The following is a 17456-nucleotide window of genomic DNA, read 5'->3' as shown; positions in this document are numbered from 1 at the left end:
GCCGAACAATATTTGGAGGACCTCTGGTCCCAGCGACTCGCTGGGACCAGAGGTCCTTTTTTGTTTTTCCGAAGCGCGCAGGGTACCCGTTTCTGCGCGAGAATGACTTGCGGTATCAATGACAGGAGTCACCATGTCCACCAACTCTCCCGACGAGCGACCGGAGCGCGATCAGCGCCGCCGGGACAGTGGTGACCGCGGCGCCTCCCGCGGGGGGCCGCGGCGCGACAACGACCGTGGCGGCTACGGTCGTCGTGATGACAGTCGGGGTGGCGGTGACCGTGGTGGTTTCCGTCGGGACGACAGCCGGGGTGGCCCCCGGCGTGAGGGCGACCGGCCGGCGTTCCGTCGTGACAACAGTGGTGGCGGTGACCGGCCGGCCGTACGCCGTGACGACCGTCGCGATGGTGATCGCGGCGATCGTGGTGGCTTCCGTCGGGACGACAATCGTGGCGGTGGCGGCTTCCGTGGGCGTGACGACCGGGATCGTGGAGACCGTCCGGCGTTCCGTCGTGACGATCGTCCTGGTGGGCCGCGGCGCGATGACCGTCGTGATGACAGTCGGGGTGGCGGTGACCGTGGTGGTTTCCGTCGGGACGACAGCCGGGGTGGCCCCCGGCGTGAGGGCGACCGGCCGGCCGTACGCCGTGACGACCGCCGCGATGATGGCCGCGGCGATCGCGGTGGCTTCCGTCGTGACGATCGCAGGGACGGCGAGCGTGGTGGCTTCCGTGGTGATGACCGGCGTGGTGGCGGTGATCGTGGTGGGTTCCGTCGGGACGACAGCCGGGGTGGTGGGGACCGCCCGGCGTTCCGGCGTGACAACAGTGGTGGCGGTGACCGGCCGGCCTTCCGGCGGGATGATCGCCGCGGTGAGGACCGTGGCGATCGCGGTGGCTTCCGTCGGGATGAGAACCGTGGCGGAGGGTTCCGTCGCGACGAGCGGCAAGGCGACGATCGTGACCGGGGTGGGTTCCGGCGTGAGGGGGACCGTCCGGCGTTCCGTCGTGACGATCGTCCTGGTGGGCCGCGGCGCGATGACCGTCGTGATGACAGTCGGGGTGGCGGTGACCGTGGTGGTTTCCGTCGGGACGACAGCCGGGGTGGCCCCCGGCGTGAGGGCGACCGGCCGGCCGCAAGCCGTGACGACCGCCGCGATGGTGATCGCGGTGGCTTCCGTCGTGACGATCGCAGGGACGATCGGCGTGATGAGCAGCGGCAGGGTGACCGCGGCGGTTACGCACGCCGTGACGATCGGCGGGACGGGGACCGTGGCGATCGCGGTGGGTTCCGGCGTGATGACGACAGCCGCGGTGGCTTCCGTGGGCGGGATGAGCGCGGACGGGACGAGCGTGGTGGCCGTGGGCCGCGGCGTGAGGACAGCCGTGGGGGGCCCGGTGGTTTCCGGGGGCGGGACGACCGGCGGGGTGATGACCGGCGTGGTGGCGGGCGCTTCCGTGAGGAGCGTGAGCGGGACCGCGAGCCGATCAAGCGGCTGCCGATCCCCGAGGACGTCACCGGCGAGGAGATCGACAAGGACGTACGGCAGGAGCTGCAGAGTCTGCCGAAAGGGCTTGCCGAGGATGTCGCCAAGAACCTGGTGATGGTGGCCAGGCTCATCGACGAGGACCCCGAGGGCGCGTACGGCTACTCCAAGGTCGCCCTGCGGCTGGCGTCGCGTGTGGCCGCCGTGCGCGAGGCGGCCGGCTTCGCGGCGTACGCGAACCAGAAGTACAGCGAGGCGCTCGCCGAGTTCCGGGCCGCGCGGCGGATGACCGGGAACGTGGACCTGTGGCCCGTCATGGCGGACTGCGAGCGGGGTCTCGGTCGGCCTGAGAAGGCGATGGAGATGGCCGGGGCGCCCGAGGTGCAGAAGCTGGACAAGGCGGGTCAGGTCGAGATGCGGCTCGTGGCGGCCGGGGCGCGGCGCGACATGGGGCAGCTCGACGCCGCCATCGTGACGCTGCAGAGCCCTGAGCTGGCGTCCAATTCGGTTCAGCCCTGGACGGCGCGGCTGCGCTACGCGTACGCCGACGTGCTGCTCGCGGCCGGGCGTGAGGACGAGGCGCGCGAGTGGTTCGCGAAGGCCGTCGAGTCCGACAAGGACGGCACCACGGACGCCTCGGACCGGCTCGCCGAGATGGACGGCGTCGAGTTCGTCGACGTACTCGCCGACGAGAGCGAGACGGACAGCGAAAGGGACAGCGAGAGCGACATCGCGCCCGCGTCGGCCGAGGATGACTCCGAAAAGTCCGAAAGGGATGACTCCGAAGAGGACGAGGGCAGCGGCCTGGAGCGCTGACTGGCGCCCGCGCAGGAGGCGTACGTGCATGATGGGCGGGGTCCCCACGGGGTCCCGCCCATCCGCGTATCAGCGCTCGAGTGCGCGCAGCACCAGGCCCGATGCCGGCTTCGGGCCGAACGATGTCGACTTGCGGGGCATCGTGACGCCCAGGCTCGCCAGGTCGCGTACGACTTCTTCGCAGACCGGGTGCATCAGAACGGCCGTGCCGCCCTCGTGTTCGGCCTTGCTGACTGTGGCGGCGGTGTCGTGGATGTACGCGATGTGCTCCGGGACATCCGGGATGCGCCAGATGTGGTCGAGGAGCGCGGAGTGCAGAACCGTTGCGTCGAGGGTGCGCCAGGCCTCCGGGCGGTCGGCCGGGACCGTACGGGCGAGAAGGTCCGGGGAGGGGTGATCGACCAGGTGGAAGGCACCATCGCCGGCAAGGAGGAAGGCATTTCCCTCGGCGGCCGCTACAGAGAGGGCCTCCAGGGCTTCGGACAGGGGGCCTTCGACGGGGCGTACGCGGAAGGAGTCGCCGAGGGCGGCCAGGGCGTCCGCGACGGGAAGGTGGTGCAGGAGGCGGTGGATCGCGCGGACGCGGAGCGGGTAGCGCGCGGTGTCGACCAGGAGCACTAGACCGAAATCCCAGGAGCTGGGGGAGGGGTGTTCGGCGCGCAGGCGCAGATACGTGGCCCAGCGGTGGTGGCCGTCCGCGATGAGGGCCTGGCGGCGGGCCAGGCCCTTCTGGATCGCCGTCAGGTCCTCGGGGTCGGTCACCGACCACAGGCGGTGGCTGAAGCCGTCCTCCGTGGTTGTGGCCAGGAGCGGCGGATGCTGGGCCGTGCGTTCGATGATGGCGGTCGCGTCGGCGGCGGAGCCGTTGCCGCGGTAGGTCAGGAGGAGGGGTTCGAGGTTCGCGGACGTGGCGCGCATCAGGTCCGCGCGGTCCGCGACGATGTGCGGCATGACGTCCTCGTGCGGCAGGACCACGCCCTCCGACGGCTCCGACAGGCGCAGGGCGCCTATGAGGCCGCGCTGGAGCATGCCGTCGTCGGCGCGCTGTTCGTAGACGTACAGGCCCGGCTCGGAGTCGGCGGCCAGGACGCCCTCGGCGAGCCAGCGTTGGAGGGTGTCCGCCGCCTTCTTGTTGCGGGCGGCGGGCGTGGTGGCCTGGGGGAGGATCAGACGGACGATGTTGTGCGGGTCGGACGATTCGAGGTGGTGTAGTCCGTCGGGGCGTACGACCACGTCGTACGGCGGGGATGTCACGGCGGAGAGGCTGCCGACCCGGTCGGGGTCGTAGCGCAGGCCCCGGAACGGGGTGAGGTCAAGGCCCATGCGGGCCGGTACGTCCGCGGGACCTGCAGTATTCATTGATGCATCGTAAGAGTGTCAGTGGCATGCGCGATGATCGGGGCAATGGGATCGAACGAGGAGCGATACGAAATGAGCCAGACCGTGAGGACGCGGCCCGAGGGGAGTGACCGGCCCCTGAGCGAGGCGTACGACACGGCGCTGCTCGATCTGGACGGGGTGGTGTACGCGGGCGGGGAGGCGATCGCGTACGCCGTCCAGTCGCTCGGCACCGCTCGGGCGGGCGGGATGCATCTCGCATACGTCACGAACAACGCACTGCGGACACCCGACACGGTGGCCGCGCACCTCACGGAGCTGGGGATACCGGCCGAGGAGTCGGACGTCATCACCTCGGCGCAGGCCGTGGCCCGACTGATCAGCGAGCAAGTGTCCGCGGGAGCGCGGGTGTTGGTGATCGGCGGGGACGGGCTGCGGGTCGCGCTGCGCGAGCGTGGGCTCGTGCCGGTCGAGTCGGCCGAGGACGAGCCGGTGGCGGTCGTGCAGGGGTACGGGGGGCCGGAGCTGCCCTGGGGGCGTTTCGCGGAGGCCTGTTACGCCATCGCGCGCGGGGTGCCGTGGTTCGCGTCGAACACCGACCTGACGATTCCCGGTGCGCGGGGGATCGCTCCGGGTAACGGGGCGGCCGTGCAGGTCGTACGGATCGCGACGGGTGCCGAGCCGCAGGTGGCCGGAAAGCCGCTGCCGCCCATGCACCGGGAGACGATTCTGCGGACGGGGGCGGTGCGGCCGCTGGTGGTCGGGGACCGGCTGGACACGGACATCGAGGGGGCGTTCAACGGCGAGGTGGACTCGCTGCTGGTGCTGACCGGGGTCACGGACGGCGCGCAGCTCCTTGCCGCGTCGCCGGAGCACCGGCCGACGTATGTGGACGCCGATCTGCGGGGGCTGTTGACCGGGCAGCCCGAGGTCGTCGAGGTGGGCGAGGGGTTCCGCTGTGGGGGTTGGACCGCCACGGCCGGCGATGAGCGGTTCGAGCTGGAGGGTGAGGGCGAGGCGCTCGACGGGCTGCGGGCGCTGTGCGCCGCCGCCTGGACGGCGGCCGGGGACGGGACATGCGAGCTGGACGGGGGCAAGGCACTGGCACGGCTGGGACTTTGAGCCGCAGGCCACCTGGGACGCCGCTGCTCGCGGGCTCCGGGAGCGAGCGTACGTGCAGGTCCGCGAGGTCCGACGGAGTCCTGCGGGCACACGAATCGAGCCAAATAGGGAGGGTAGGCTAACCTAACTGCGTGTTGGTCGACAGTCCCCCGGAACCGAACGCAGAGACCGCCCCCGCGCCCCCCAAGCGCCGGGCGATACGGGCCGCCGGGCTCCTCGTGTCCCTGGCCGTGCTGGTGCTCATCGCGCTGGCGAGCATCGCGATCGGCGCGAAAGACCTGTCCCTGAGCCAGGTCTGGCACGGCCTGTTCGACGACTCGGGCACGTACGGCGACGTCGTGGTGAACGAGCGGCTTTGGCGTACCGTCCTCGGGCTGCTCGCCGGCTCTGCGCTCGGCCTCGCCGGAGCCGTCCTCCAGGCGCTCACCCGCAACCCGCTGGCCGATCCCGGACTGCTCGGCATCAACGCGGGCGCGTCCGCGGCCGTCGTCACGGCCATCACCTACTTCGGCGTCACCTCGCTGAGCGGCTATGTGTGGTTCGCCTTCGGAGGCGCGGCCGTGGTCGGGGTCCTGGTGTACGTACTCGGCGGCAGCCGGGGCGCGACGCCGGTGCGGCTCGCGCTCGCGGGCACCGCGCTCAGTGCCGCGCTCTACGGCTATCTACAGGCCGTGATGATCATGGACCAGGCGGCACTCGGCAAGATGCGCTTCTGGACGGTCGGTTCGCTGTCCTCGGCCAACGACAGGACCATCGAGCAGGTGCTGCCGTTCCTCGCGATCGGTACGGTCCTGGCGCTGGCTCTTGCCCGGCCGCTGAACGCCATGGCCATGGGCGACGACACCGCCCGTGCGCTCGGCGCGCATCTGGGCCGTACCCGCGCGCTGTCCATGGCGGCCGCGACCTTGCTGTGCGGGGCCGCGACGGCGGCCTGCGGGCCGATCGTGTTCGTCGGGCTGATGGTCCCGCACGTCGTACGGTCCTTCACCGGGCCCGACATGCGCTGGATCCTGCCGTACGCCACCGTGCTCTCGCCGGTGCTGCTGCTCGGCGCCGATGTGGTCGGCCGGATGGTCGCGCGGCCCGCCGAGCTCCAGGTCGGCATCGTCACCGCGATCCTCGGCGGCCCGGTCTTCATCTTTCTCGTACGACGGCGGAGGACGGCGCAGCTGTGAAGGTCCTGACCAAGCAGGCCGGTTCTGCCCGGCCGTTCCGCGCCCGGCCCGTCCGTACCCGCGGCGGGCTGTCCGTTCGTATCGACGTCCGCTCGCTCACAGTTGTCGTCCTGCTGCTGGTGGCCGCGCTCACCGCGAGCGTCGTCCTCATCGGCACGGGCGACTTCCCGATCCCGGTCGGCGACGTGCTCAAGACGCTGTTCGGCGACGGCGACGTGGGGCAGGAGTTCATCGTCAACGAACTGCGGCTGCCGCGGGTTCTCGTCGGTCTCCTGGTGGGGGCCTCGCTCGGGCTCGGCGGTGCGCTCTTCCAGGCCATCTCCCGCAATCCGCTGGGCAGTCCGGACGTGCTCGGTCTCGCGCAGGGCGCGACGGCCGGCGCGCTCACCGTGATCGTGCTGTTCTCTGGGAGTGCGGCCGAGGTCACCCTCGGGGCGCTCTTCGGCGGTCTGGTGACCGGACTTGCCATCTATGTGCTCGCCTGGAAGCGGGGTGTGCACGGGTATCGACTGGTCCTGGTCGGTATCGGTGTCTCCGCGATGGCCGTGGCCGTGAACGGTTACCTGCTCACCAAGGCCGACATCGTGGACGCGACCCGTGCGGTCGTCTGGATGACGGGTTCGCTCAACGGCCGTGACTGGGACCAGGTCTGGCCGCTGCTCGCGCTGAGCGCCGTCCTCGTACCGCTCGTCCTCGGCAATGCGCGCGGGCTGTACATGCTCGAGATGGGCGACGACGTCGCGTACGCACTCGGGGTGCGGGTCGAGCGGACGCGGATGCTGTTGATGCTGGCCGCCGTGCTGCTCACCGCGGCCGCCACCGCCGCCGCGGGCCCGGTCGCCTTCGTCGCGCTCACCGCGCCGCAGCTCGCCCGGCGCCTCACTCGCTCGCCGGGGCCGAACCTGCTGCCCGCGATGTGCATGGGCGCCACGCTGCTGGTCGTCGCGGACTGGGCCTCGCAGCGGGCCTTCGGCGCCGACCAGCTACCCGTCGGGGTGGTGACCGGAGTGCTCGGCGGCATCTATCTGCTGTGGCTCCTCTTCACCGAGCGCAAGGCGGGCCGGATATGAACACCGACGGCAAGACGAGTACGGGCGCCGATGGCGGGCCGCACACGAAGACCCAAAGGAGCACTGGCACTGTGAACCGCCCGTCCGCTAACGGCCCGTCCACGAACCGCCTGTCCGCCGAGAACGTCACCCTCGCCTACGACCAGCGGGTCATCGCCGAGCAGCTGTCGGTCGAGATACCCGACAACTCCTTCACCGTCATCGTCGGCCCGAACGCCTGCGGCAAGTCCACCCTGCTGCGCGCCCTGTCCCGGATGCTGAAGCCGAGCCAGGGCCGGGTGCTGCTCGACGGGCAGGTCATCCAGTCGATGCCCGCGAAGAAGGTGGCCAGGACGCTCGGGCTGCTGCCGCAGTCGTCGATCGCGCCCGACGGGATCACGGTCGGCGACCTGGTGGGCCGCGGGCGCTATCCGCACCAGGGGCTGCTGCGGCAGTGGTCGTCGGAGGACGAGCGGGTCGTACGGGAGTCGATGGCCTCGACCGGGGTCGCCGAGCTGGCCGACCGCTATGTCGACGAACTCTCCGGAGGCCAGCGTCAGCGCGTCTGGATCGCCATGGCACTCGCGCAGCAGACGCCGCTGCTGCTGCTCGACGAGCCGACCACCTTTCTCGACATCCAGCACCAGATCGACGTACTCGACCTGTGTGCCGAACTCCACGAGGAGCAGGGCCGGACCCTGGTCGCCGTGCTGCACGACCTCAACCACGCGGCCCGGTACGCGACGCATCTGATCGCCCTGCGAGAGGGGTCGATCATCGCGCAGGGCGCGCCGGCAGACATCGTCACCGCCGAGCTGGTCGAGGAGGTCTTCGGGCTGCGCTGCCAGGTCATCGACGACCCGGAGACGGGTACGCCGCTGGTGGTGCCGGCGGCGCGGAAGGCGCGTACGTCCGCTGCTGTCAGCGTCGCGAAGGGCTCCTGAAGGTCCTGAACCGGGTGATGGGTCAGAGCAGCTTTCTGAGCCGGAGAAGGTCGCGCAGGCTCGCTTCGAGCCTGACCCGGCCCGAGCCCCAGGCCTTCGCGAAGTGCAGCTCGCCGTCCACCAGGGAGACCAGATCGTCACCGCTCATCGCGAGCCGGATCTGGGCCTTCTCTGGCGGAGGGCCCTGCACGGTGTCGAGCACCTCGATGCGGCCGTCCTTGAGACGCCCTACGAAGGTGATGTCGAGGTCGGTGATGCGGCAGCTCAGCGAGCGGTCCAGGGCGGCGGCACTGCGCACGCCGCCCTCCGCGCCCGCCATGTTGTCCGAGAGCTTGTCGAGTGCGCTGCGGCACTCCTCAATCGTGGCCATCGCGGACGACGGTACCCCAGCGCTTCGCGGTAGCGTCGGGGCATGAACGACTGGGAGCTTCCCGCCGAACCGGCGTCCGAACCCGAGGCCGGCCCGGAGACCGAATCCGAGGCCGGATCCCAGGGCGGACCCGAAGCCGGCCGGGAGACCGGATCCGCGTACGACCCCGCCGCCCCCGCCCCGCTGAACGTGCCGCGTACCCCCACCGGGAATGCCGAGGTGGACGCCCAACTCGACCGCCTGGCCGATGCCGACCACCTCGCCGCGGACGGGCACATCGAGGTGTACGAAGATGTGCACCGGGGGCTGCGCGACGCGCTCACCGCACTCGACGCCCGCCCGGGACCCCAGGGACCCTCGGGATCTCCGGGGCCCCCGGCGCCGTACGGCATGAACAACAGGAGCTGAACCGAACGTGGCAGGAGTGGCACGACGCCGCCTCGACGCCGAGCTGGTCCGCCGGAAGCTCGCCCGCTCGCGGGAGCACGCCGGCCAGCTGATCGCCGCCGGGCGGGTCTCTGTCGGCAAGACCCTCGCGACGAAGCCCGCCACCCAGGTGGAGACCGCCGCCGCCATCGTGGTCACCCGCGACGACAGCGACCCCGACTACGTCTCACGCGGCGGCCACAAGCTGGCGGGGGCGCTGAAGGTCTTCGCGCCGCAGGGCCTGAAGGTCGAGGGGCGGCGGGCGCTGGACGCCGGCGCCTCGACCGGCGGATTCACCGATGTACTGCTGCGCGCGGGGGCCGCCCACGTCGTCGCCGTCGACGTCGGCTACGGGCAGCTGGCATGGTCACTCCAAAGCGATGAACGGGTCACCGTCAAGGACCGTAAGAACGTACGCGAGTTGACGTTGGAGGCGATCGATGGGGAGCCGGTGGATCTTATTGTCGGTGACTTGTCCTTCATCCCGCTCGGACTGGTGCTGCCCGCCCTCGTGCGGTGCGCGGCGCCCGATGCCGATCTGGTGATGATGGTCAAGCCGCAGTTCGAGGTGGGCAAGGAGCGGCTGGGGAGCGGCGGTGTCGTACGCAGCCTCGAACTGCGGGCCGAGGCCGTGCGCGGGGTGGCCCGGCACGCGTGGGGGTTGGGGCTCGGGGTGAAGGGCGTCACGGCCAGCCCGCTGCCCGGGCCCTCGGGGAACGTCGAGTACTTTCTGTGGCTACGAGCCGGTGCACCCGAACTGGACCCGGCCGACGTAGACCGTGCAGTGGCGGAGGGGCCGCGTTGACCGATACCCGAGCTCGTACTGTTTTCCTGCTGGCCCACACCGGGCGGCCCGCGGCCATCCGCAGTGCCGAGCTCGTCGTCCAGGGGCTGTTGCGCTCCGGGCTCGGCGTGCGGGTGCTCGAGTACGAGGCGGCCGATCTGCCGTTGCCGCCGGCGGTGGAACTCGTCAAGGAGGCGACTCCCGAGTGCCTCGACGGGTGTGAGCTGCTGATCGTGCTGGGCGGTGACGGGACGCTGCTGCGTGGCGCCGAGTTCGCGCGCGCCTCGGGGGTGCCGATGCTCGGCGTCAACCTGGGGCGTGTCGGCTTCCTCGCGGAGGCCGAGCGCGACGATCTCGACAAGGTTGTCGACCGGGTTGTGACCCGGGCGTACGAGGTCGAGGAGCGGATGACCGTCGACGTCGTCGTGCACAGCAACGGTGATGTCGTGCACACCGACTGGGCGCTCAACGAGGCCGCCGTGCAGAAGGTTTCCGCCGAGCGGCTCCTTGAGGTGGTTCTCGAGATCGACGGGCGGCCCGTCACCGGGTTCGGGTGCGACGGCATAGTCTGCGCGACTCCTACCGGGTCTACGGCGTACGCCTTTTCCGCCGGTGGGCCTGTGGTGTGGCCGGAGGTCGAGGCGCTGCTCATGGTGCCGATCAGTGCGCATGCGCTGTTCGCGAAGCCGTTGGTCACCTCGCCGGATTCGGTGCTTGCTGTGGAGGTTCAGCCGCACACTCCGCATGGGGTGTTGTGGTGCGATGGGCGGCGGACGATCGAGTTGCCGGAGGGGGCGCGGGTGGAGGTTCGGCGGGGGGCTGTGCCGGTGCGGCTGGCTCGGTTGCACCATGCGTCGTTCACGGACCGGCTGGTTGCCAAGTTCGCGTTGCCTGTGGCTGGTTGGCGGGGGGCGCCGCACTAGCGGTTGGGGGCGGGTGGGTTTTCTTTCCCCAGCCCCGCCCCTTCCCGAAACTGGGGGCTGCGCCCCCAGGCCCCCCAGGGGTCGTATGTTCGCTGCGGGTGCGTCGTGGCTGGTCGCGCCCACGCGGCGGAGCCGCACATCGATACAGCCCCGCGCCCCTGAAAAGCCTGCGCCTTCACGCAACGAACACAGGGGGCGTCGCACCGGCCCAGGGAAACCTCGTAAGGTCGTGTCCGTGTTGGAGGAGATGCGGATACGGTCGCTCGGAGTCATCGATGACGCCGTTGTCGAGTTGTCGCCCGGCTTTACCGCCGTGACCGGTGAGACCGGGGCGGGTAAGACGATGGTGGTCACCAGCCTTGGGCTGTTGCTGGGCGGGCGTGCGGATGCGGGTCTCGTGCGGATCGGTGCCAAGAACGCTGTGGTGGAGGGGCGGATCACTGTTCCCGAGGGTGCCTCTGCGGTCGTACGGGCCGAGGAGGCGGGGGCCGAGCTCGACGACGGGGCGCTGTTGATCAGTCGTACCGTGTCCGCCGAAGGGCGCTCTCGGGCGCATTTGGGCGGGCGTTCCGTGCCCGTGGGGGTGCTCGCCGAACTCGCCGACGAGCTTGTCGCCGTGCACGGGCAGAGCGATCAGCAGGGGCTGCTCAAGCAGTCCCGGCAGCGGCAGGCGCTCGACCGGTACGCGGGGGACGCGGTCGCTGTGCCGCTCGCCAAGTACGCGAGCGCCTACCGTCGGTTGCGGGCCATCTCGGCCGAGCTGGACGAGATCACCACGCGCGCGCGGGAACGTGCCCAGGAAGCCGACATGCTGCGCTTCGGGCTCGACGAGATCGCGGCGGTGGAGCCGCGGGCGGGCGAGGACGTGGAGCTGGCGGCCGAGGCCGAGCGGCTGGGGCACGCGGAGGCGCTCGCGTCCGCGGCCACGGCGGCGCACGCGGCGCTGGCCGGCAACCCCGAGGACCCCGAGGGCATCGACGCCACGACACTCGTCGCGGGCGCGCACCGGGCCCTGGAGTCGGTGCGTTCCCACGACTCCGCGCTGGCCGCGCTCGCCGAACGGCTCGGGGAGATCGGGATTCTGCTGGGCGATGTGGCGGGGGAGTTGGCGGGGTACGCCGATGACCTGGACGCCGATCCGCTGCGGCTTGCGGCGGTCGAGGAACGGCGGGCCGCGCTCACCGCGCTGACGCGCAAGTACGGCGAGGACGTGGCTGCCGTGCTGGCCTGGGCCGAGCAAGGTGCCGCGCGGCTCCTGGAGTTGGAGGGGGACGACGACCGGATCGGTGAGCTGACGGCCGAACGGGACGCGTTGCGGGCCGAACTGGGCGGCTTGGCGCAGGCGTTGACGGATGCTCGTACGGAGGCCGCCGAGCGGTTCGCCGCTGCCGTGACCGCCGAGCTCGCCTCGCTCGCCATGCCGCACGCGCGTGTGTCGTTCGCGATCCGGCAGACGGAGGACCCGGACGGCGTGGAGGTGGGCGGTCGTACGGTCGCGTACGGGCCTGCCGGCGTGGACGAGGTCGAGTTGCTTCTCGCGCCGCACCCGGGGGCGCCGCCGCGGCCCATCGCCAAGGGCGCGTCCGGTGGTGAGCTGTCGCGCGTGATGCTCGCGGTGGAGGTCGTGTTCGCGGGTACGGATCCGGTGCCGACGTACCTCTTCGACGAGGTCGACGCGGGCGTCGGCGGCAAGGCCGCGGTCGAGATCGGCCGCCGGCTCGCCCGCCTCGCCAAGACCGCACAGGTCGTCGTCGTCACCCACCTGCCCCAGGTCGCCGCCTTCGCCGACCGGCAACTCCTCGTCGAGAAGACCAGCGACGGCTCGGTCACCCGCTCCGGTGTGAAGGCCCTGGAGGGCGAGGACCGCATCCGCGAACTGTCCCGCATGCTGGCGGGCCAGGAGAACTCGGAAACGGCCCGCGCCCACGCGGAAGAACTGCTGGCGACGGCTCGGGGAGACGGGTAACTGCCGCTCCGCGGCGTGGCCTTGACGGCTCCGCGGTCCCGTCTCCCACCGGTTGGGCGGGCCCACCGCCACATCTGTGGTCCTGGAAGTCCCTGCGTCCTGGCATCCTTAGGGGTAGGAGAACGCGCCGTACACCCCAGCGGAGCGTTCCCGTGTGCGTTGTCTCTGTACTTTCTTCGTGACCGCCCGTCGCTGAACCAGGAGCCCCGGCCACGTGAGCACCACTGTGAGCAGCCAGTTGTCGCATGGTCGATCGGCGCTGCGTACCGTGCAGGTGCTCGGCGGCGGCAGTGCGGGGAGCAGTGCGCATGTGCGGTCGTTGGCGTCGGGGCTTGTGGCGCGAGGCGTGCGCGTGACCGTGTGCGCACCGGTCGCGGCGGACCGGGCGTACGACTTCAGCGGTGTCGGTGCCCAGCATGTGCACGTGCCGCGGCGGAGTGACCCGGCTTCCGTGGCCGCGTTGCGGGCGGCCTGTGCGGATGCCGATCTTGTGCACGCGCATGGGCTGCATGCCGGGATGAGGGCGGCCATGGCGCTCGGTGGGCGGCGTGTCCCGTTCATCGTGACCTGGCACAGCCGCGCGCACACCGAGGGGGCGCGGGCGCATCTGCTGCGGCTGCTGGAGCGGCGGGTCGCGAAGGCCGCTTCGGTGGTCCTGGGGACCTCGTCCGACCTGGTGGAGCGGGCCCGGCGCAGCGGGGCGCGTGACGCCCGGCTCGCCGCGGTCGCGCTGCCGGGGGCGCGGCGGCCCGCCTTCGAGGGCGAGGAGCTGGAGCGGATGCGTCCCAAGGCGCGGGCCGAACTCGGTGCCACGGACCGGCCGTTGCTCATGGCGGTCGGCTCGCTCGAGCGGCACCGGGGGTACGACACGTTGCTGGACGCCGCGCGCGCCTGGCGGCGGCTGGATCCCGTACCGCTGCTCGTGATCGCCGGGGAGGGGCCGCTGCGCGGGGAACTTCAGGGGCGTATCGAGGACGAAGGGCTGCCGGTACGTCTGGTCGGGCGGCGTGACGACGTCGGTGAGCTGCTGGCGGCAGCCGATCTCGCGCTGCTGCCCGGCGGTGGGGAATCGCGCTCCGTGCTCGCCCAGGAAGCCCTCCACGCGCGCGTGCCGCTCGTCGCGGCCGAGATGGACGGGATCCCCGAACTGGTCGGTGACGCCGCGGAACTCGTACCGCACGCAGATGCGGAAGCGCTCGCCGGCGCCGTCGTACGCCTCCTTGCAGATCCGGAACGGCGTGAGGTCCTGAAGGACAAGGGCACGCTCCAGACCGCCTCCTGGCCGACCGAGGACGAGACAGTCGCCCAGGTCCTCAGCGTCTACGACGAGTTGACGAAGCCGTTGCCCTTGCCGTAGTCGGCTAGGGGACCAGCCTGCGGGCCCGCAGCGCCAGACTCAGTGCCAGTACCGTCTGCGGGTCTTCGAGGTCGGTCCCCAGCAACTCCCCGATGCGGGCGAGGCGGTTGTAGAGCGTCTGCCGGTTGAGGTGCAGTTCGCGTGCCGTCTCCGCCTTGCGGCCGGCATGGGCCAAGTACGTCTCCAGGGTGGGCAGGAGCGGCGGCCTGGAACGGTTGTCGTGGTCCAGGAGAGGGCCGATCGCGCGGTCCACGAAGGCGGCGAGGTCGGAGTGGTCCCGCAGCCGCCACAGCAACAGGTCGATGTCCAGGCGCCGGGCGTCGTACCAGGGGCGGTCGGACAGCCCCTGCGCCGCCGTCGCCGCCTCGGCCGCGTGCCGCAGGCCCGCCGACGCCGCCGCCCAGCCACCGGCCATGCCGACCACCACGACCGGCGGCTGCGCCCCGGGCCGCAGCACGCTCGCCCGGTCCACACCGGCCCGCAGTGCCGCCGCCACCCGGTCCGCGACGGCCCGGCGTTCGGACTCCGCGCGCAGGCCCAGAAGCAGCGGTACGCGGCCCTCGACGGGGCGTACGCCCACCAGGACCGGCACCCCCACCGAGGCCAGCTCCTCGGCGACCGCGCGCGCCAGGACGGCCCAGCCTCCCCCTTCGGGGGACAAACCGTCGGCCAGCCGCATCACCACCGGCAGCAGCGGGCCGCCGCCCGGCTTGAAGCCGAGTACGCGGGCCTGCGCGGGCGCGTCCTCGGCGGTGACCCGGCCCTCGGCGAGATCGGTGAGGAAGTCGCCACGACCGCGCGCCGCCAGCTCCTCCTCCTGACGGGCCTGCATCAGCACCACGGCGAGGATGCCCGCGGCCCGCTCCGCCGCCATCCGGTGCACGGGCGCGAGCGGGGCGGCGACGGGCAGAAGCACCAGCCGGGCCCGCACCGAGCCGGTGCCGGGCCCGCCACCGGGGACGTCGACGAGTACCGAACCCGTGGGCGGTTCGTCCTTGTGCCGGCCGCGCAGGCCCTCCCACACCTGGAGCGGATCCGTGTCGGCGGGCCCGGCCCCGGCCGCGTACAGGAGCTGCCGGTCCGGCGTCTCCAGGAACACCGGATTTGTGCTGAAGTCGGCCAGAATGCCGAGTACTTGAGGGATCCCGCCCCCGCCGAGCAGCGCCTGGGTGCAGCGGCGGTGCACCTCCTCGGCCCGCTGGAGCAGCGCGTAGTGGCCGTTGACGATCTCGGTGTGCACTTCCTCGGTGACCGCCACGAACGGCACCTCGCGGTGCAGCTGGACCAGCGGCAGACCGGCCGCGCGCGCGGTGTCCACGAGCGCCGCCGGCAACCGTGTGAAGCGCGGACCGAGCTCCACGACGAGCGCCGCGATCCCGCGCTCGGCGAGGGTACGCACGAACGCCCGCTGCTCGGCCGGGCGGGCGCCGAGCCCGTACCCCGTGGTCAGCAGCAGCTCGCCGCCCTTGAGCAGCGAGGCGATGTGCGGCACCTCACCCGCGTGCACCCAGCGCACGGTACGGTCCAGCCGGTCGGCGCCCGCCAGGACCTCCGGCAGGCCACCGCGCAGCCCGGGCAGCTCCAGGGCCCGCCGCACGGTGATCCCGCCACCGGGCGCGTCCGGCGTGTCGACACCGCTGTCCATGAGCCCGCTGTCCATGGGGCGGACGCTACCGGCGCCCGCCGAACGGCGACAGACGATCAGCCGCCGTACGCCCCCGAAGCCGTCAGCCGCAGTGCCGTGTCGATCAGGGGCACGTGGCTGAACGCCTGCGGGAAGTTCCCCACCTGGCGCTTCAGGCGCGGGTCCCACTCCTCGGCCAGCAGGCCGAGGTCGTTGCGCAGGGCGAGCAGCTTCTCGAAGAGCTTGCGGGCCTCGTCCACGCGGCCGATCATCGCCAGGTCGTCCGCCATCCAGAACGAGCAGGCGAGGAACGCACCCTCGTCACCCTCCAGGCCGTCCACGCCCGCGTCCTCACCGGCGGTGGGGTAGCGCAGGATGAAGCCGTCCGTGGTCGACAGCTCCCGCTGGATGGCCTCGATCGTGCCGATCACCCGCTTGTCGTCCGGCGGCAGGAAGCCCATCTGCGGGATCAGCAGCAGCGAGGCGTCCAGCTCCTTGGAGCCGTACGACTGCGTGAAGGTGTTGCGCTCCTTGTCGTAACCCTTCTCACACACATCGCGGTGGATGTCGTCGCGCAGCTCGCGCCACTTCTCCAGCGGACCGTCCGCGTCGCCGGACTCGATGAGCTTGATGGTGCGGTCGACGGCGACCCAGGCCATCACCTTGGAGTGCACGAAGTGCCGGCGCGGACCGCGGACCTCCCAGATGCCCTCGTCCGGCTGGTCCCAGTGGTTCTCCAGGTACCGGATCAGCTTGAGCTGCAGCAGGGACGCGTAGTCGTTGCGGGCCAGGCCCGTCATGTGCGCCAGGTGCAGGGCCTCGGTGACCTCGCCGTAGACATCCAGCTGGAGCTGGTGCGCGGCGCCGTTCCCGACGCGTACCGGCGCGGAGTTCTCGTACCCGGGCAGCCAGTCGAGCTCCGCCTCGCCCAACTCCCGCTCGCCCGCGATGCCGTACATGATCTGCAGGCTCTCCGGGTCGCCCGCGACCGCGCGCAGCAGCCACTCGCGCCAGGCGCGCGCCTCGTCGCGGTAGCCGGTGCGCAGCAGTGAGGAGAGAGTGATGGCCGCGTCGCGCAGCCAGGTGTAGCGGTAGTCCCAGTTGCGGACGCCGCCGATCTCCTCCGGCAGCGAGGTGGTGGGCGCGGCGACGATGCCGCCGGTCGGCGCGTACGTCAGCGCCTTCAGGGTGATCAGCGAGCGGACCACGGCCTCGCGGTAGGGCCCGTGGTACGTGCACTGCTCGACCCACTCGCGCCAGAACTCCTCGGTGGCCTCCAGGGCCTGCTCCGGCTCGGGCAGCGCGGGCGGCTCCTTGTGCGAGGGCTGCCAGGAGATGGTGAAGGCGATCCGGTCGCCCGGTGCCACCGTGAAGTCCGCGTACGTGGTCAGCGACTTGCCGTAGGTCTCGGCCGTCGTGTCGAACCACACGGAGTCGGGCCCGGCGACGGCCACCGTCCGTCCCTCGTGCTTGTGCACCCAGGGCACGACACGGCCGTACGAGAAACGCATCCGCAGCGCGGAGCGCATCGGCACCCGGCCCGAGACGCCCTCGACGATCCGCACCAGCTGGGGTGCGCCGTCACGCGGGGGCATGAAATCGGTCACACGGACCGTTCCACGTGGGGTATCCCACTCGGATTCGAGGATGAGGGAGTCGCCGCGGTAGCCGCGGCGGACCGCTCTGGGCGGTTCGGCGTCCGCCGAGTGGGCTGGGCCAAGGCGCCAGAAGCCGTGCTCCTCGGTGCCGAGCAGTCCGGCGAAGACGGCGTGGGAGTCGAAGCGGGGCAGGCACAGCCAGTCCACCGTGCCGTCCCGGCAGACCAGCGCTGCGGTCTGCATGTCTCCGATAAGTGCGTAGTCCTCGATGCGCCCGGCCACGTGCATCTCCAGTCGAACGGCCACGTCGCCCCCCGAGGGGCGGTTGCTCTTTGCGGTCAGGGGAATGGGTCAATACAGCGTCGTTGCATGACGTCAATGGTCGCAGTGATTGTTGGTGCGAAACGAACTGACGAGCTCTGTGTCCGGAGAATACGGGCGGGGTGGTGCCGTTGTTCGGCCCGGCTCGGCAGCGATC

The 17456-nt window shown here is 71.4% G+C and carries 15 protein-coding genes and 1 pseudogene; 12 read left to right on the top strand and 4 right to left on the bottom strand.

Features of this window, described 5'->3' with window-relative positions; genetic code table 11:
* Positions 1–619 precede the first annotated feature (619 nt).
* The 3 genes and pseudogenes from IEZ21_RS49195 to IEZ21_RS47010 form a co-directional block, all read left to right on the top strand.
* Positions 620–1108: pseudogene (locus IEZ21_RS49195) on the top strand (DEAD/DEAH box helicase); the annotation flags it as partial.
* Positions 1008–1604, top strand: a complete 597-nt coding sequence (locus IEZ21_RS48565) for a hypothetical protein (protein ID WP_194528583.1) — start codon at positions 1008–1010, stop codon at positions 1602–1604. The pseudogene IEZ21_RS49195 and the gene IEZ21_RS48565, both read left to right, overlap by 101 nt.
* Complete coding sequence (locus tag IEZ21_RS47010) at positions 1496–2302, top strand: tetratricopeptide repeat protein (RefSeq protein WP_194528581.1); 807 nt, start codon at positions 1496–1498, stop codon at positions 2300–2302. Before IEZ21_RS48565 ends, IEZ21_RS47010 begins: the two co-directional genes overlap by 109 nt.
* Before the next feature lie 69 nt (positions 2303–2371).
* On the opposite strand, the gene IEZ21_RS43215 is transcribed toward IEZ21_RS47010, so the two are convergent.
* The gene (locus tag IEZ21_RS43215) at positions 2372–3661 is read right to left on the bottom strand and encodes a DUF1015 domain-containing protein (RefSeq protein WP_189327278.1); all 1290 of its coding nucleotides are present in this window, start codon (positions 3659–3661) and stop codon (positions 2372–2374) included.
* A gap of 72 nt (positions 3662–3733) precedes the next feature.
* Between IEZ21_RS43215 and IEZ21_RS43210 the strand changes: the two genes are divergently transcribed.
* The 4 genes from IEZ21_RS43210 (at position 3734) to IEZ21_RS43195 (ending at position 7930) form a co-directional block, all read left to right on the top strand.
* Positions 3734–4762, top strand: coding sequence for an HAD hydrolase-like protein (locus IEZ21_RS43210; protein ID WP_189327277.1), 1029 nt, complete (start codon positions 3734–3736; stop codon positions 4760–4762).
* Between the two features lie 131 nt (positions 4763–4893).
* Positions 4894–5937, top strand: a complete 1044-nt coding sequence (locus tag IEZ21_RS43205) for a FecCD family ABC transporter permease (protein WP_189327276.1) — start codon at positions 4894–4896, stop codon at positions 5935–5937.
* On the top strand, positions 5934–7007 hold the full coding sequence (locus IEZ21_RS43200) for a FecCD family ABC transporter permease (RefSeq protein ID WP_246568791.1): 1074 nt from the start codon (positions 5934–5936) through the stop codon (positions 7005–7007). The genes IEZ21_RS43205 and IEZ21_RS43200 overlap by 4 nt, the downstream gene beginning before the upstream one ends.
* Positions 7004–7930, top strand: a complete 927-nt coding sequence (locus IEZ21_RS43195) for an ABC transporter ATP-binding protein (protein WP_189327275.1) — start codon at positions 7004–7006, stop codon at positions 7928–7930. Before IEZ21_RS43200 ends, IEZ21_RS43195 begins: the two co-directional genes overlap by 4 nt.
* 22 nt (positions 7931–7952) lie before the next feature.
* Here IEZ21_RS43195 and IEZ21_RS43190 read toward each other — a convergent pair whose 3' ends face one another.
* The gene (locus IEZ21_RS43190; RefSeq protein WP_189327274.1) at positions 7953–8300 is read right to left on the bottom strand and encodes an SCP2 sterol-binding domain-containing protein; all 348 of its coding nucleotides are present in this window, start codon (positions 8298–8300) and stop codon (positions 7953–7955) included.
* A gap of 42 nt (positions 8301–8342) precedes the next feature.
* Here IEZ21_RS43190 and IEZ21_RS43185 point away from each other — a divergent pair, with 42 nt between their 5' ends.
* The 5 genes from IEZ21_RS43185 (at position 8343) to IEZ21_RS43165 (ending at position 13756) form a co-directional block, all read left to right on the top strand.
* Positions 8343–8708, top strand: a complete 366-nt coding sequence (locus IEZ21_RS43185) for a hypothetical protein (RefSeq protein WP_189327273.1) — start codon at positions 8343–8345, stop codon at positions 8706–8708.
* 7 nt (positions 8709–8715) lie between these two features.
* On the top strand, positions 8716–9531 hold the full coding sequence (locus IEZ21_RS43180) for a TlyA family RNA methyltransferase (protein ID WP_189327272.1): 816 nt from the start codon (positions 8716–8718) through the stop codon (positions 9529–9531).
* Positions 9528–10433: an NAD kinase gene (locus tag IEZ21_RS43175; protein ID WP_189327271.1), complete on the top strand. Its 906-nt coding sequence runs from the start codon at positions 9528–9530 to the stop codon at positions 10431–10433. Before IEZ21_RS43180 ends, IEZ21_RS43175 begins: the two co-directional genes overlap by 4 nt.
* A gap of 247 nt (positions 10434–10680) precedes the next feature.
* Positions 10681–12399 carry a DNA repair protein RecN gene (gene recN, locus IEZ21_RS43170; RefSeq protein WP_189327283.1) on the top strand — a complete coding sequence of 573 codons (1719 nt, stop codon included), beginning with the start codon at positions 10681–10683 and terminating at the stop codon, positions 12397–12399.
* 214 nt (positions 12400–12613) lie between these two features.
* Positions 12614–13756, top strand: coding sequence for a glycosyltransferase family 4 protein (locus IEZ21_RS43165; protein ID WP_246568789.1), 1143 nt, complete (start codon positions 12614–12616; stop codon positions 13754–13756).
* A 4-nt stretch (positions 13757–13760) separates the two neighbouring features.
* Here the strand turns inward: IEZ21_RS43165 and IEZ21_RS43160 are convergent, their stop codons facing one another.
* Together IEZ21_RS43160 and IEZ21_RS43155 are read right to left on the bottom strand one after the other, a co-directional pair.
* Positions 13761–15401, bottom strand: coding sequence for a PucR family transcriptional regulator (locus IEZ21_RS43160; RefSeq protein WP_373302370.1), 1641 nt, complete (start codon positions 15399–15401; stop codon positions 13761–13763).
* 56 nt (positions 15402–15457) lie between these two features.
* Entirely contained in the window at positions 15458–17266 is a 1809-nt protein-coding gene (locus IEZ21_RS43155) for a glycoside hydrolase family 15 protein (protein WP_189327281.1), read from the bottom strand.
* Positions 17267–17456 lie beyond the last annotated feature (190 nt).

Source organism: Streptomyces flaveus (assembly GCF_014647675.1).
Classification (GTDB): Bacteria; Actinomycetota; Actinomycetes; order Streptomycetales; family Streptomycetaceae; genus Streptomyces; species Streptomyces flaveus.
The sequence above is the reverse complement of the archived record's forward strand: the minus strand, read 5'-3'. Positions and strand labels throughout refer to the sequence as shown.

Excerpts from the sequence above, each read along its gene's own strand:
- IEZ21_RS43210 (WP_189327277.1), top strand. The coding sequence starts at position 3,734 with ATGAGCCAGACCGTGAGGACGCGGCCCGAGGGGAGTGACCGGCCCCTG.
- IEZ21_RS43190 (WP_189327274.1), bottom strand. The coding sequence starts at position 8,300 with ATGGCCACGATTGAGGAGTGCCGCAGCGCACTCGACAAGCTCTCGGAC.
- IEZ21_RS43155 (WP_189327281.1), bottom strand. The coding sequence starts at position 17,266 with ATGCACGTGGCCGGGCGCATCGAGGACTACGCACTTATCGGAGACATG.
- IEZ21_RS43195 (WP_189327275.1), top strand. The coding sequence starts at position 7,004 with ATGAACACCGACGGCAAGACGAGTACGGGCGCCGATGGCGGGCCGCAC.
- IEZ21_RS43215 (WP_189327278.1), bottom strand. The coding sequence starts at position 3,661 with ATGAATACTGCAGGTCCCGCGGACGTACCGGCCCGCATGGGCCTTGAC.
- recN (WP_189327283.1), top strand. The coding sequence starts at position 10,681 with ATGCGGATACGGTCGCTCGGAGTCATCGATGACGCCGTTGTCGAGTTG.
- IEZ21_RS43185 (WP_189327273.1), top strand. The coding sequence starts at position 8,343 with ATGAACGACTGGGAGCTTCCCGCCGAACCGGCGTCCGAACCCGAGGCC.
- IEZ21_RS43160 (WP_373302370.1), bottom strand. The coding sequence starts at position 15,401 with ATGGACAGCGGTGTCGACACGCCGGACGCGCCCGGTGGCGGGATCACC.